This is a genomic window from Hippea maritima DSM 10411 (assembly GCF_000194135.1).
Taxonomy (GTDB): Bacteria; Campylobacterota_A; Desulfurellia; order Desulfurellales; family Hippeaceae; genus Hippea; species Hippea maritima.
On record NC_015318.1, the window covers coordinates 661,361 to 675,674 of the forward strand.

A 14,314-nucleotide genomic window follows, 5' to 3' on the forward strand; every position below is an offset into this window, starting at 1 on the left:
GACCTCCTGTCTATTTTTGTGGTTTTGTAAAAAACTTTATAAAATTCTCGGGTTTATTCTGATTTTCTCCTATAAACCTTCTAAACACCAACGGCAAATCGTAAAGATTTTCGCAGAAGACTTTTTGATCGTAAGGATAATTGCCGAAAAATTGGCACTGATAGATGTTTTTGTATCCGACAATGTAGTTAAAGCTTTCCTTTATTAACGATATTTCTATTCTTTGCTCCCCTGTTGAGGTATCTATAGCAAGCGGAATGTGAGCAGTGAAAAAATAAAGGCCGGAATACTTTATTTTATTTTTCTTGTTCTTGTCTTTAATTAAATCCAATGCATCTTTTAATTTGCTGTAATTGCGCTTATCAAGGTTGAGGATAAATGCAAAACCATAACCGTTAAACTCAGTCTCAAGAACATCATAAACCTCTCTGCCTGCTTTTGTTTCTATAAACACATGAGTGAAGCGTTTTGAGTCCTCCAATGCCTTGAGTTCGTTGATGCATGTTTTCTTTTTTCCTTGCAAAAGAAACATCCTATCCCTCCAAAAAAGAAAACACGGCGGGAAACCCGCCGCTTGCTTAATCGTTGATAGTCTGCTTTAAAACCTGTCCGGCCTTAAATGCAGGGATTTTGTGTGGTTTGATTTTGATTACTTCGCCCGTCTGGGGGTTGCGTCCGGTTCTTTCGCCTCTCTGGCTGACATAGAACTTGCCAAATCCCGTTATAGATACACTCTTACCGCTCTTTAGAGCCTCGGAAACCACATCGACGAAAGCATTAACAAAAGCATTAGCGCCCTTAACAGAACTTCCCATCTTCCTTGCAATAGCCTCAACAAGTTCAGACTTGGTCATAAAAAATACCTCCTTAAAACATATTTGAGGCCAAGCCCATCGTGATGGGCTTGGTTCCCCTCTATATATAGGGAAGGGTGTTACAGTTTTGTGGATGAGTGTTATGAGTATATGAGTAGAATTTTTTTGAATTATATCCACCTCTCCGCCCAGCACTTCAGACTCAAGAAAACTCGATACATCTCCAAAAAAGCTTTTGCCTGAAGAATAAAACTCAAAGTAATGTTTAAAATCAACAACGGGAAAAGGAAGCTTAAGCCCTATTGGGCTTCCAAGTAAAGCATAAGAAAAGACAAGATTTTCCAGGTAGCCCATCATCTGTATAAGTGTTGCTCTCTCTGCCGGTAAAAAGAATACCTCTCCTGGGAATAAGGAGCTTTTTACGCAGAAATTTAAGAAATCCTCTAATCTGCTTTTAAATGTATTGTATGCTTTTGAGCCCTTTCTTAAATTTCTCTTAGTTATAGGTTTATTTGTTTTTATGGTTATTGTATTTCCCTCAAAAACTGCTTCTATATTTCTTCCATAAAGCTCTGCGGATACAGAGCTATTTTCATTCTCATCTCTCATGCTGAAAATGTTTTCAATTTCAAACTCTGCGTCTCCAAATGACTGCTTTGAATTCAATACTCTTTTTCCGAAATCTTTGCATACACCGTTTATCCGTTTTTCTATTCTTGCTCTGTTTTTGGTTAAATACTCCTCTAAATCTATGCTATAGCTTCTATTTCTTACCAGCCCATCTATAACTTTATCCTGAAGTTCGCTATCAAAGTTAAAAGATATGTTGGGACTCGACTTCAGCAGGTCGTAAAGCAGATATGAAAGGTAGGTTTTTCCAGTGTTGTTAAAGCCCATAAAGACCGTTAAAGGCTTAAGCTCTATCTGGGCCTCTTTTATATTGCCAAAATTCCTTATTGTAAACCTCAATGAAAACATAGCCTTTCCCCTTACAAACTAAATTCATAATATCATTAAATCATCTATTGTCAACCTTTCCCCGTCAGAATCACAAAAAACCGACTAAAAAGCTTGACAAACCCTTAAATGTGGGTTAAGTGTTACAATAAAAGTGGTAGGAGGTGGAAAGATGCTGTGGTTTATTGCGGTTATCTTCACGATAGTAGCGGTTATAATCGGCATTAGAAGATGGAAAATGGCTAATGATCCTATGTATGCTGTAGATGTAAAGAACAGAAAAGCGTGGGTGAGAGAGAATAGTACACTTATAAGTGATAGTGAGATAGAAAACAAAGACGACACTTTAATAGATGATGTGGCTTCTAACCCTGCCTTCGAGTCTCATAGATCTTTTGATACAAAATAAAAAACTAGGCGGGTTTCCCCGCCTATTTTATTACCTCACATCCAGATCGCTCGGTGGTTGTATATTATTGCTGGAGTTGGATTGAGTGTTTGATGGGGTATCTTTTGAGGCTGAGCTACCAGCAGCGAAAATGCCGGCATGTAGTATACGATCAGTGTCGTCGGCATTGTTGCTACCCACATGTAAGTGAGTAACTGGTTTTCCTATACCTTTCAGCATGGGATCGCTATTTTGGTTTCCGCCTGATAGAGTATCCTTAACCCCGTGGAGCAACTCCTTGCCTGTGTGCTCCAAAACATGCAGGTAGGACTTCATAGCTCCTGCTCCATTGTCCCAAATGTCCTGAATCTGCCTTGCAGGATTTGATCCCTGAGCGTGAGCTTCTTTAATGTTGTTGGTTACACCGGAAAGCCCCAACAAATTACTTACTTTTTGCATGTCGTTGTTTTTAATTGCACCGGTTAAGTCTTTTACAAAGTCTCTTGCTTTGGTTACAGCCTCACCCGTTGCACCGTATTTGTCCACTATACTCTGGGCTTTGGAGTAAATGAGTTTATCCACCTGCTTACCGGTGATGTTGAGGCCGTATTTTTTGTCAAGATAATCAGCTACTTTATCTTTTACAGACCCGCTGAGACTACCTTCTACTCCAGCTCCATTACCCAAAATACTAATTCCAACTTTACTGTAACCTTCAACATTAGCCTCTCCTTCAGTCGATATAATTCCTTGGTGCGTATCAGTCATTCCTGTATGCACTTCTCCGCCCACATACTTCAACATCGCCCCGGCTAATGCACTTGTTGCAAAAGCCTTTCCTCTCTCTCCGCCTACAGTTATAAGCTTTTCTACATCTTTATCGGCCCTGCTGATGAGAGATTTGTCATTCGAAACAAGAGCCTGTGCAATCTCTGGCTCAACGGCCTGCTGGTCGAATGCTTTTGCAGCCTCTATCTGAGACATGTTTTCCGGTGTATTGTAAAACGCCCTATTAAACGCATAATCGGCATTCTGTTTCCTACCTGCAAATGCACCCAGATCGTAAGCATCTCCAGGTGTGGATGCCATATTTAAGTCTTTCCCTGTGTTATACATCTCTTTATTAACAGTAGCGGCAATGAGATTTTTCAGAGGAACTCGATCTACTACATCATCATACCCCATACCTTCTACATAAGCTTTCTCATTAGACCCAATTCTTTGTTTTTCTACCATTCCTATTATACCTTCGCCCAATTTATCTGCAGCTTTTTTGGTTGCCAGGTTCTGGCCAAAAACAGATAATTGGTGTGTCTTTTCCTGGAACATCAACCAATCGTGAAAACTACCTTTAAATTTGCCTTCTTTTACACTTTCTCTATACGCCTGATAAGGGGATGTAGCACCAACAGCCTTTTGTTCTCCTGTTAAGTATCCCAGATTTGCTGCTCCACCGGCCTTGTTCCATGCAGTTATGTTGTGAACAGCGCTTTCAGTTCCCAATTTACCGCCATATTGATCTGGCGTCATGCCGTGTTTTTTTGCCTCATCCGCAATAGCATTGGTCTGCCCTGTGCTTATGCTTTCTGCGTTGTATCCCGTCTTATAGGCATCCTTCACCCCCTTATACGCATTCCCCGCTCCTATCCTCTTTGCCTCCAGGTTTGCTGTCCCTCTAATCAAATCTCCTGCATCGAAGGCAGGGGCGATTCCAGTATCAAATGCCTCGCTGGTGATAATGCTCTTCTCGACGTTTCCTTTCTCTGCAGGGTTTGTAACCTGCTCGCCGATGCCTGATGCCTGAGAGGTGACTGCTCCTTCGAGCCTGCCTGCAGCCATCTGTAGCCCGTAAGCACCAACTTTCGTGAAGATACCTGCTGTTATCAGTGCCATACCCATACCCAGACTTCTCACATAGCCCCAAGCCGCTAAAGACCTTTCAAGAGGAAGCTGCATATTCATGAATGCTCCGTAGCCTACGTTGTGGATAATCACAGACTGGAAGAGTGTCTGTGCCTCATCAACAAGAAAGTGGTGAATTACCGCATCTATCGCCGCCCATGAGACCATGAAAACAAACACTCCTGCCACTGCGCCAATCACTTTTCCGTAGAAAGGTGTAGGAAGAAATATGATCAGGAAAGGCAACAGGGAAAGACCTAACGCTATCAAAACCGCCCTGATGGTCGGTATCCATGTGTTAAATGCCATGCCTATATTTATGCCCGTGTTGGTCATCTTGTAGTTCGTCAGGAATGGTGAATTAGCCGCAACCGATGCATTGTATATCTCTGTAGCTATATATCCCTGCCTGATAAAGCTAAAAGCATCCGCTGTGATATCTGTGAAGTTGTTGTTGTAGAGGTTCTTTATGTAGGCTGTGGTTACAGCTATACAATGATTAAGAGCAATTGTATCGGTTGTATCAATGCCGGCGCTTGCACATAAATGTTTGAGGGTATTTCGAAAATACTGATTATTATTGAGAATATTCGCTATATTATTCCATGCTTGATTACAGGTTACAGCTTCACCTGCGGTATTATTATGATCGTAATAAACAGTGTATATGCTCTTATAAGCAGAAGCTTTGGCAAGTATATCAGAGAAAGGTTCAGAAGTGTTTACTAAATCGTCGAACGTTATGTGGCCAGGTCTATACGAATTTCCTATATCGTAGAACACACAGTCTTTGATATATTTTTCTATGCTCATGTCGAGGTATACATCGTCGGATCTTACACCGTGAATGGCCATATTGAGGATAGCCATTACTCCTATACCACCTGCCGAGTTCTCGTAATTCAGGTCAGGATCAATTTCGGTTGTGTCTATCATCCGGATAATACCGTTCTCAACATCGGACGCAATGCCCGCAACAGTTGTGATGCCTATAGGGATATTACCAATAGTTTGAGATTTGTTTAATACGGTGTCGTAAACGGTTACCTGCCCCTTTGGAACAATAAGTGCCATATAGAGAACAAAAGCAATTATAACAGGCATACTCCATGCGAGGATATTGCCTGTCTGCAAACCCTGAAGAGATCGTATGTAGTTCCTGAAGCCAGCAAAGAACAGAGACAAAGCCATAACAGTGAAAAACAAACCCTGATAAGCCTTGTCGGAGAAAATCAGAGAGATGAACTGAAACGCGTTGCTGATAGCGTCAAAACCGCCGTAAGTGTAAAACTCAACGTGCCCTGGATCAAAAGCAAAAGCGTTAATCGAGGTAAAAATAAGTACAATAACTATCAATCCAAAAGATCTTTTTATTTTACTGAACATGCTAATTATTTTTCTGACAAAGGACACTATTGATTGACAGGCAACCACAAGCCCAAAACCTGTTGCTAAAGTAAATACCGTAATTATAACAAGCGCTGCACTGTTGAACCCAATCCTGTAAGCTTCAACATCACTGAGAACTGTAAAATAAACACCTACAGCAGTGCCTAAATAAAGAGGGGTTCTTAAATAAGGAACAAAAGCAAATACGCTAACGGCAAAGGCAGGAACTATCAGCCAGTAATTGTGTAAAGCTACGCCGACGGCTGACAGCCCTAAAAAAGTAAACAGTTCCAGCCACACTTTCTTACCGAGCGCTTTCTGGTCCAGGTAAAAGAGAAAAACTATGTTATTCAACACGCTTAATACAAAGTAATAAAACCACAGTGTCAGGGGTGAGTCTGTTTTCTCTATTTTTGCTATTAACCTTAAGATATTTCTTTTTAGATAATTTTCCACAACCTACCTCCTACCTTTACCACTTTTCTTTTGATCTTTAACTCCCCCCGCCGAGAAGTCCCCTTCCGTAATGGAGGGTGAGTTGACACACCTGAAACCCAAAATTCTAAAATTATTGTTGTTGTATTGCTGCTGTGTTAACTGCATCAGAAATCTCCTGCATAACAATCTGTCTTGCTTTTCTAAAGTTATTAGTCATAAAGCCTAAAGCGTTCACTTCATTGGCAGACTTTATGTAGTCATTCTTTATAGTTTGCTGAAAAGTGTAAATGGTATTTATGAACTGTCTCAGTATTTTTACGTTCGCGGCCGTTATGCTCAACTGGCAGCTCGGTCCAAAGTTACCTTCCTTTGTTATAGCTTCCTCAGCCCTGTAGAACAAATGTACAGCCCTGGAGTAAAGATCAGACAAAGCACCATAGGCATAAGCTTTTGCAGTTATATCAGAAAGCAAGGATGCCACCGTGTCCGTATCACCAACAATCACCGAAGCTTTCAAAGCCTGGTACACTGACACAGGTGAAGTCTGTATGATGCTTTGTTCTTCATCCGATAAAGCACGATTACTGCCATCACTATCTTTCATTTTCTGTATAATTTTGTACATATTATCCTGAACATACTGAATTAAGTTTTTTGTGTTTGCGCTGTAACATTCCCCTGTATCGTTTTCTGCATAAGCTGTTCCGTTGTAGAACTCGTTTGTTTTGGTTGAATCGTTCTTAGCACACGGCCCCATCAGAACAATTTTTAACTCTTTTTTGCCTTGAGAGTTTTGGGCAACAACTATTCTAATATCCCCAACAAATCCTCTGATTAAATCTACATAATCCTCTGGAATATTGAGTTTTTTTGCCATCCCTTCAAGAATTGTTGTATTGGGATTATCCTGAGAAGCAGCAAATATATCTTTTATATCCTGGGGACAATCGGCAATCATTTTATCGTAGTCAGTTTGAGCGGACGCTGGCTGGTTTACGCTTGGTTTACTTGAGGGGGTTATGCTTTGTTCACTCTCAAAAATCTCATTGAATAGATCAACCGCACCAGTCAACACATTGTGAGACTGGTCTGCTGATGCCCTTTCACTGGACTGAGAATCGGGAGAGATTGCATCCACCACTTTTGTAAGCATAATTTTTGATGCCTTACACGCGTTGAACTGCAGGCCGTTGAGCCTTTGAATCATTCCTTCAATTGACTTAATCGTCTGAGAGCACTGCTCGCAGAGCGTTTTCAAAGCAATGTCAAATGCAACTGCAGGAGCTGCCTGAAGCATGGTTTGAAGCTGTTGAACAAGGTACTGAGGATTCACGAAGTTAAAGCCGCCGCCGAAGATATCAATGCCGCCGCAGCCAATCTTTAAAGAAGGTTTTTGGATGTCGAATAGGTAGGTGGTTTGACTGGGTTGCCACCTTGCCGAAAATGAACCAAACGTAAAATAACCCCTCTTTTGTCCTTTAAAGTAATTAGGCGCAAGGCTTGTTTTCTGTTGCACCCAATCGCTCACCCAGTCGGCTCTTGCCTGATACGAGGCGGTTGTTAAAGCAGCAATTATCAAAACCACGACAATTTTTCTGAGCATATTGCCCTCCTTCACATTTTTTTCCGCCTCTCTTTATATAGGGGGTTGTGTTACAGTTTATCTGGGATAGGTTCACTAAATCCATAGTGAACTACCCTGACTAAATCAAAGATTATAGTCAGGGCTTCCTGCTTCAACGGTTGCCTTTTGGCATACCTCCACAGGCTCTACGGGCTGTTCCATCCCTGATAATGCTGTTTTTAGTATATTTATACTTGCATTTATATCTCTGTCGTGAGTGGTATTGCAATAAGGGCAAGTCCATTTTCTTTTTGATAATGGAAGTTTATCTATTTTATAACCACATATATTGCAAGTTTTTGAACTTGGAAAAAATTTATCTATTTGAATTAGTTTTGCCCCATACCACTCACTTTTGTATTTTAGAAATTCTACAAATTTAGACCAGCTTACATCACTTATTGATTTTGCAAGATAGTGATTTTTTTGCATATTCTTAACTGACAGATTTTCTATTGCTATTAGTAAGTATTGCTTGGCTATCGCAATACTTACTTTATGAAGAAAATCATTTCTTTGATTTAAGATTTTTTCGTGAAATTTTGAGATTTTTGCTTTTAGCTTATACCAGTTTCTTGAATGTAAAACTTTTCTTGACAATCTTTTTTGAAGAATTTTTAATCTCTGTTCCGTTTTTCTAAACCATCTGGGATTAGATATTTTTTCTCCATTAGAGAGAATTATAAAATGCTCTAACCCCATATCTATTCCAATTGCCTTGAAAGGCTTTTTAGCTATTTTTATAACTTCTTCAATTAGAATAGATATGAAGTATTTGCCATTTTTTCTTGATATAGTGGCTTGTTTGATTTTACCATTCTGTGATAATGGTCTATGAAATTTTACTTTTATTCCCTCTTTTAGCTTTGGAATATAAACTTTATTTTCTTTTATTTTTACATTTTGAGGAATATTGAATGATTGATAATTGTTTTTTTTAGATTTGAATTTTGGAAATCCAAGTTTTAATGCTTTTGCTTTTTGTTTTGGAGTATTTGCTCTTGCAAGTGCAATTTTTCTCTCTTTTACTACTTCTTTACTAAAAGCTCTTTTATATGCCTTGATAAGATTATGGATTGATACTTGAAGAGATTGAGAGTTTATTTGATTTAGCCAAGAATAATTTTCATTCTTTTTAAGCTCTTTAAGCTCTTTTTGAAGAAGTGTTTTATTTGGAAGTTTGGTATCTTTATATTTACCCCAAAAACAGTTATACACAAATCTACAAGCCCCAAAATGATTTTCTAAAAATTTAACCTGTTCTTTATTAGGATAAATTCTATATTTATAAGCTCTTAATATAGTTTTTTGCAAAAACTCCCTTTTTTTATATAATTTTACAACAAAAATAAAAAGGTGTCAATATGAAAAGAGCCCATCATCACGCTAAATATGATTTGAAATATCATTTAGTGTTAGTTACAAAATATAGAAAAAAATGTATTACAAAAGATATGCTAAATAGACTTGAAAAGATAATAAGGGACATTTGCAACAGATGGGATGTAGAATTATTAGAATTTAGTGGAGAAGAAGACCATATTCATTTACTTATATCAGCTCATCCGTCAATGGAATTATCCAAATTTACAAATAATCTAAAAACTGTATCTTCAAGACTTATTAGAAAAGAATTCAAAGAGCATCTATCTAAATTTTATTGGAAACCTTATTTTTGGACAAGAGCTTATTTTATAGCTACAACAGGTGGAGCACCACTTGAAGTTATCAAACAATATATAAAATCCCAAGAAAAACCAGAAAAATAATGAACTTCGTTCATCCAAATTCATCTCCATCTAATTATTCTAATTTAGATGGAGAATTCTTTGGTGATTTTGTTAAACCTCCTCTTTTTGAGCAAAAATAGGATCTTCAAACCTAATTTTTGATTGTTCTACATATTCCTTTTTTAACTCGCACGCTATCCATCTTCTATTTAACATTTCCGCAACATAACCTGTTGTATTACTTCCGGCAAAAGGGTCTAAAACTAGATCATTTTCATCTGTTAAAAACTCAATAAAAAAAGCTGCTACTCCCGGATGCATTCTTGCAGGATGCGGTTTTATTCCAAGTTCTCTACATCTTTTCAAAAAATAATCATTAGAAGATGAATTGGAAAAACTCAAAACATTATAGGGAAGTCTAACCTCTCTTTTTTCATCTAATGGTTTCATTTCAAAAAAATTATGAGCTATACTTCCTCCATTATTTTTTAGGAAACTTTTTTCTCCTATATAATGTTCCGAAGGTCTCTTCCCAGAGTTATATTTTTTTCTTTTTAATAAGTTTTTCATGCTTGAACTGTAAGGTCGCAAAACTTTCCTATTATCTGCTTTTGGAAAATCGCTTTTTGCAATCCACCAAACATGAGTATAGCTATCAATGGTTCTTATTCTATTAACCGTAACCCATTGAGCCGGTGATGGTAGTCTTGAAGGATTATAAACTATAAATTCCTGAATGAGTCTTAAATTTGCATAAGGATGCCTTACCAGATTCATAAGAGCTTCTAAGTGTAGTAAAGATTGAACTGGCCTGTTTTTTTCCCAGACATTTCCAATCTCTATAACTAAAGAACCATTTTCTTTTAATAAACTGGAAAAAATAGGGGCAAATGACTCAAACCATTTTAGATATTCTTCGCCGGTTAAATTCCCGTACCGCTTTTTGTTATTGAGTGGAAATGGTGGTGAAGTAATTATTAATTGAATTTTATTTTCATAATGTTCTTTTAGGTATTCGCTGTAAACTTCGGTAAAATTACCTAGAAATAATTCCCCTTTTTTTGTTGTATAAATTCTTTCCATCTCTACCTCCACCCCTAACATAAAGGGCGTTTTCTCCACCCGAAGGCGGATTAGGTGATTTTCATTTAGCCGAATTGTACACAAATTTAAAACCAAAATCAAAAAGTGCCTTTAGATAGCGAACTACACAGTTCAGGGCTGTAGTCTATGTCGTTTTTGTAAAGCTCAAAATATTAAACCTTAGGTTAAGATTTGCAGTACGGACAAAGGCCACAGATAATCTTCGGTATCTCATGCGCATCGCGAATCTTTTTCTTGTTCTCGTACATATCTACTTCTATATCTGACAAATACCTGTTTAAGACAGTGTCCATATTGCTTTCTTCAGTGTATGAATAGGTATTCCTATCAAAAACCTTATACGCCACCGACACACTCACAAACAGCCCGCACGGCGCCTGCCTTGTAACTGCCTCTATACGCTTTGCTATTCTGTTTGCAAGCTCCTCGTTTATGCCGAAAGCAACACCTATGAACTCATCCCCTCCAACACGGTAAACATTGCCGTAGCCAAGGAATATGCTCTTGATTTCGCTTGCAATTGACCTCAGCACCGCATCGCCCATGTGATGGCCAAGAGTGTCGTTAACAACCTTAAAGTTGTTAAAGTCCATGTAGAACACATACAGCGGTATATCTTTCGTGAGCATAGTTTTTAGGTTAGACCGCAAGTGCCTGAACAATTCTCTTCTCGTAAAACAACCGGTTAGCTCATCTTTGTCTCTGTTCTCATCCTCGTGTTTAAGCAAAAGCGAATATGCGGGGTAAACAACATCCATTGTCCTCTCTACGGTTCGCACAACGTGATCCTCATCAATCTCGGGATCGTCTAAACCTACATACCAGCCTAAAGAGGTTCTGTAGATAAAAATAGTATCAAATACAAAACTCTCGCCTTTCTCCAATGGCTTAATGTTAGACACACTTATCCCATCCTTTGCCAGAGAGCTTCTTCTTCGTCTCATTGAACCAATCACAGCGTCCATGTAATCCGTCGTCTCAGTACAGACAAAACCTCCTCTTGATCCTGTCCTTGCCGTTAAATCATAAACAAAAATCTGCAAAACATCGGACGGCGACTCGCTTTCAGCCAGTATTTTTTGCAGTATCATAGCACTCTCCTTAAGAGTAGATAAGCAATTACTGTTAGAATTCCCCAGACAACGCCAAAAACAACTACAGCCACCTGTTTAGCGGATATATTCGCCAAATAAACTATTAGGTAGCTCAAACTGATAACCAGCGTCATAATAGATAGATATAGTGCCATTTTCCTTAAGTCCTGCCCGCTACTTACTGACACAAAGGCAAACATAGTAAAAACGGGAATATTTGCCACGACAGCTGCGATGAGATTGGCTTTTGAGGAGATATATAGCTGAATCAAGGCAAAGATAAGTGTTGCGATAATAATTTTAAATACTAACATCACACATCACCACCTCTATAACTTTACCGAGCCCATCGTAATGGGCTCCGGCTTTACAACCTTTAGAGCCTCTACATCCTCCATTCCCAGCCTTCAACCAGCCGGGGAACACTCCCCAGCCAGTGGGAGGTTGGCTTAGTTGAATATTCCAGCTATCTCTTTTGCAAGCCTATCTTCGATTACAGGCGTTGCTTTTTTGAGATTGAGATTAGTTTGAGTTGCCTGCACAACTATCCTTGTTCTGTATGCCTGATATTGTGTCGTTGTTTTGTAAGTCGTGCTTTCCGTTGTTCCCATGCCGTTCTGCAGGTTGGAGTTAACCTGCTTCTGAATTACGCCGTTGACTTTCTGTTTAATTTGAATATCAACAGCTCCCAGATAGGTGTCAACATGGATTGCAGCACCCACGACAGCGCCAGCCGCAGCACCTACAGCAGAGCCTACACCAACAGCTCCAACTTTGCCCCAGCCCCTACCAAAAGCCAATCCTGTCAATGCACCACCATAACCGCCGGCAAGCAAGCCAGCCATTGTCATATGCTCACTCTGCTTGCCCATGTAAAGGACATTGCCCTGAAGCCAGAACTCAGCCTTGTATGGATCTTCAACAATCGTATAACCTTTCTCCTGCAATTTGGAGATAACCATCTGCTTTAGATCGGGCATGGGGACTTGAGAGGTGTTTCTAAACTCCACATAAATAGTTTTCTGATCTGGTTTTACGGGTTCTAAGAAGATGGTATCGGACATCTTTGCCTGCACCTCAAGGTGAGCATGTTCTATACCCCTTGCGATAGTTGAAACCGTCGATACACAGGATGATAAAGAAGATGCCAAAAAGGCAAACACCATAAAAACCCCAAGTAACCTAAAAGCTTTCTTCTGCATGGACGCCTCCTATACTATTTACCTTAAAACGGCATATCTTCGTCGTTATTGCCATTGCCGTTAGACGCATTGCCAGTAGAGTCGTTGGGTTCGGACAGAACGATTCTGTAATCGGGCTGATTCTCTTTTTCCTTTTTCTCGTTCTTGAAAACGGCGATTTTCACCGTTCCCAATGCTCCAAGATCCAGCTCACCGGCCATCATCTTGCGCCTCTTTCCATCCTTCTCATACTCCCTTAACCAAAGAGCTCCGACTGTTTTTGCCATAACAAACCTCCTTATTAAATTTTAGGTGTTAGGTTTCCAGCACCCATTTACCCAGTACCTAACACCCCCTCATATATAGCTAGTTGTGTTACAACTTTTTTGCGTTGCATGTTACCCGTATTCGACATATTAGTTTTACTACAGAACTAGTTTACCTATTTTTAGTTTTTATATAGAACTTTTTTCTTGATTTTTTATAAAAATAGTTCTATTATAGAACTATAATTATTCCTTGAGGTGGAAGACAATGGATAAACTCATCGAACAGTTCGAGGTAACATTAGAGCGATTAAAAACATATCTCCCAGAGAGAAAACGCCCCTTTTATAAAAGTATCCAGATTGATGATGTTAGGGGTGCGCTTATTTATGGTTTAAGAGGAGTGGGTAAAACGACATTCTTAATAAATAAAATCGCTAACTCTAAAAGAAATTTCTTATACTTCAGTGCCGACCACCCGTTGATTTCATCTTTGCCGCTTTACGAGATTGTAAGCGAAATTTTTAAAAAAGGATATGAAGGCGTAGTCATTGACGAAATTCATCACGCCAATAAATGGAGCGAGCATATTAAGGCTATTTATGATGACTACCCAGACAAAACTATCTGGATCAGCGACAGTAGTAATTTGATATTGAGAAAATCCGTATCGGATCTATCAAGACGATTTGTGCAGTTCCGCATACCTCTTATGTCTTTCAGAGAATACATCTTTCTTACACAAGGAATATTAGTAGATCCAGTAGATCCTTTTAATATAGACAAAAATATATTTGTAATACTAAAGGATATAAACATACTAAAGCTTTTTTCCGATTACATCAATGGCGGCATCAGGCCCATTTTTACTGAAGGAGAATATTGCTCACGATTAAAAGGACTTTTGGAGAAATCAATCTATTATGATATTCCATTCTACGTTTCCTCAATACAGGATAAACATTTGAGAGTAATGAATGCAATCATAGGCTACTTAATAACCTCGGCCATTCCAACGATAAATATCTCAGGTATGTGCAATGAGTGGGATTTAGGAAAAGAAAAACTTTATAATTTGTTATACGTTATGGAGCACTCAGAATTAATAAATATTGTCAAAAAACCAGGAAAATTCACGTATACAAAGGGTGCAAAAATTTTTCTCTCCGATCCGTCTATGTACGGTTGTTTCAAAGGCAATCCTGGAAGCGCAAGGGAAGCATTTGCTGTAATGTGTCTAAAAGAAAAATATGAAGTCTTTGCATGTAAGGATGATAGAGATTGCGACTTTATAGTAGATGGAATAAAGATAGAAGTTGGTGGGAAAAGAAAAAAAAGCAAAAACGCTGATTTTACAATAAGTGATGATATTGATATACCCGTAAGAAACAGAATCCCTCTCTGGATATTGGGTTTTTTGTACTAG

At 38.8% G+C, this 14,314-nt stretch carries 13 protein-coding genes and 1 pseudogene; 3 read left to right on the plus strand and 11 right to left on the minus strand.

The window, feature by feature from the left end; genetic code table 11:
• Nucleotides 1-10: 10 nt before the first annotated feature.
• The 3 genes and pseudogenes from HIPMA_RS03430 to HIPMA_RS09940 all read right to left on the minus strand — a co-directional run.
• Entirely contained in the window at nt 11-532 is a 522-nt protein-coding gene (locus HIPMA_RS03430; protein WP_013681675.1) for a hypothetical protein, read from the minus strand.
• Between the two features lie 46 nt (nt 533-578).
• On the minus strand, nt 579-854 hold the full coding sequence (locus tag HIPMA_RS09935) for an HU family DNA-binding protein (RefSeq protein WP_041324281.1): 276 nt from the start codon (nt 852-854) through the stop codon (nt 579-581).
• 456 nt (nt 855-1,310) lie between these two features.
• Nucleotides 1,311-1,793 (minus strand): annotated as a pseudogene (locus HIPMA_RS09940) (AAA family ATPase); the annotation flags it as partial.
• Between the two features lie 151 nt (nt 1,794-1,944).
• Between HIPMA_RS09940 and HIPMA_RS03440 the strand changes: the two are divergent.
• Complete coding sequence (locus HIPMA_RS03440; protein ID WP_013681677.1) at nt 1,945-2,181, plus strand: hypothetical protein; 237 nt, start codon at nt 1,945-1,947, stop codon at nt 2,179-2,181.
• A gap of 30 nt (nt 2,182-2,211) precedes the next feature.
• On the opposite strand, the gene HIPMA_RS03445 is transcribed toward HIPMA_RS03440, so the two are convergent.
• From HIPMA_RS03445 to HIPMA_RS03455, 3 genes are all read right to left on the minus strand, one after another.
• Entirely contained in the window at nt 2,212-5,751 is a 3,540-nt protein-coding gene (locus HIPMA_RS03445) for a conjugal transfer protein TraG N-terminal domain-containing protein (protein ID WP_148226555.1), read from the minus strand.
• A gap of 268 nt (nt 5,752-6,019) precedes the next feature.
• A complete protein-coding gene (locus HIPMA_RS03450; RefSeq protein ID WP_013681680.1) occupies nt 6,020-7,492 on the minus strand; it encodes a conjugal transfer protein TraH in 1,473 nt (490 codons plus the stop codon).
• A 105-nt stretch (nt 7,493-7,597) separates the two neighbouring features.
• The gene (locus HIPMA_RS03455) at nt 7,598-8,827 is read right to left on the minus strand and encodes an RNA-guided endonuclease TnpB family protein (protein ID WP_013681681.1); all 1,230 of its coding nucleotides are present in this window, start codon (nt 8,825-8,827) and stop codon (nt 7,598-7,600) included.
• Between the two features lie 50 nt (nt 8,828-8,877).
• Here HIPMA_RS03455 and tnpA point away from each other — a divergent pair, with 50 nt between their 5' ends.
• A complete protein-coding gene (tnpA, locus tag HIPMA_RS03460; RefSeq protein ID WP_013681682.1) occupies nt 8,878-9,282 on the plus strand; it encodes an IS200/IS605 family transposase in 405 nt (134 codons plus the stop codon).
• 72 nt (nt 9,283-9,354) lie between these two features.
• Here the strand turns inward: tnpA and HIPMA_RS03465 are convergent, their stop codons facing one another.
• The 5 genes from HIPMA_RS03465 to HIPMA_RS03485 all read right to left on the minus strand — a co-directional run bounded on the left by HIPMA_RS03465 (nt 9,355) and on the right by HIPMA_RS03485 (nt 12,909).
• Nucleotides 9,355-10,326, minus strand: a complete 972-nt coding sequence (locus HIPMA_RS03465) for a DNA-methyltransferase (protein ID WP_013681683.1) — start codon at nt 10,324-10,326, stop codon at nt 9,355-9,357.
• A 185-nt stretch (nt 10,327-10,511) separates the two neighbouring features.
• On the minus strand, nt 10,512-11,438 hold the full coding sequence (locus tag HIPMA_RS03470) for a GGDEF domain-containing protein (RefSeq protein WP_013681684.1): 927 nt from the start codon (nt 11,436-11,438) through the stop codon (nt 10,512-10,514).
• Entirely contained in the window at nt 11,435-11,758 is a 324-nt protein-coding gene (locus HIPMA_RS03475; RefSeq protein WP_148226556.1) for a hypothetical protein, read from the minus strand. The genes HIPMA_RS03470 and HIPMA_RS03475 overlap by 4 nt, the downstream gene beginning before the upstream one ends.
• Before the next feature lie 132 nt (nt 11,759-11,890).
• Nucleotides 11,891-12,643, minus strand: a complete 753-nt coding sequence (locus HIPMA_RS03480) for a complement resistance protein TraT (protein ID WP_013681686.1) — start codon at nt 12,641-12,643, stop codon at nt 11,891-11,893.
• Nucleotides 12,644-12,666: 23 nt separating this feature from the next.
• Nucleotides 12,667-12,909, minus strand: a complete 243-nt coding sequence (locus HIPMA_RS03485) for a hypothetical protein (RefSeq protein WP_013681687.1) — start codon at nt 12,907-12,909, stop codon at nt 12,667-12,669.
• A gap of 232 nt (nt 12,910-13,141) precedes the next feature.
• Between HIPMA_RS03485 and HIPMA_RS03490 the strand changes: the two genes are divergently transcribed.
• Nucleotides 13,142-14,314, plus strand: coding sequence for an ATP-binding protein (locus tag HIPMA_RS03490; RefSeq protein WP_218915361.1), 1,173 nt, complete (start codon nt 13,142-13,144; stop codon nt 14,312-14,314).

Excerpts from the sequence above, each read along its gene's own strand:
- HIPMA_RS03430 (WP_013681675.1), bottom strand. The coding sequence starts at position 532 with ATGTTTCTTTTGCAAGGAAAAAAGAAAACATGCATCAACGAACTCAAG.
- HIPMA_RS09935 (WP_041324281.1), bottom strand. The coding sequence starts at position 854 with ATGACCAAGTCTGAACTTGTTGAGGCTATTGCAAGGAAGATGGGAAGT.
- HIPMA_RS03440 (WP_013681677.1), top strand. The coding sequence starts at position 1,945 with ATGCTGTGGTTTATTGCGGTTATCTTCACGATAGTAGCGGTTATAATC.
- HIPMA_RS03450 (WP_013681680.1), bottom strand. The coding sequence starts at position 7,492 with ATGCTCAGAAAAATTGTCGTGGTTTTGATAATTGCTGCTTTAACAACC.
- tnpA (WP_013681682.1), top strand. The coding sequence starts at position 8,878 with ATGAAAAGAGCCCATCATCACGCTAAATATGATTTGAAATATCATTTA.
- HIPMA_RS03465 (WP_013681683.1), bottom strand. The coding sequence starts at position 10,326 with ATGGAAAGAATTTATACAACAAAAAAAGGGGAATTATTTCTAGGTAAT.
- HIPMA_RS03470 (WP_013681684.1), bottom strand. The coding sequence starts at position 11,438 with ATGATACTGCAAAAAATACTGGCTGAAAGCGAGTCGCCGTCCGATGTT.
- HIPMA_RS03480 (WP_013681686.1), bottom strand. The coding sequence starts at position 12,643 with ATGCAGAAGAAAGCTTTTAGGTTACTTGGGGTTTTTATGGTGTTTGCC.
- HIPMA_RS03485 (WP_013681687.1), bottom strand. The coding sequence starts at position 12,909 with ATGGCAAAAACAGTCGGAGCTCTTTGGTTAAGGGAGTATGAGAAGGAT.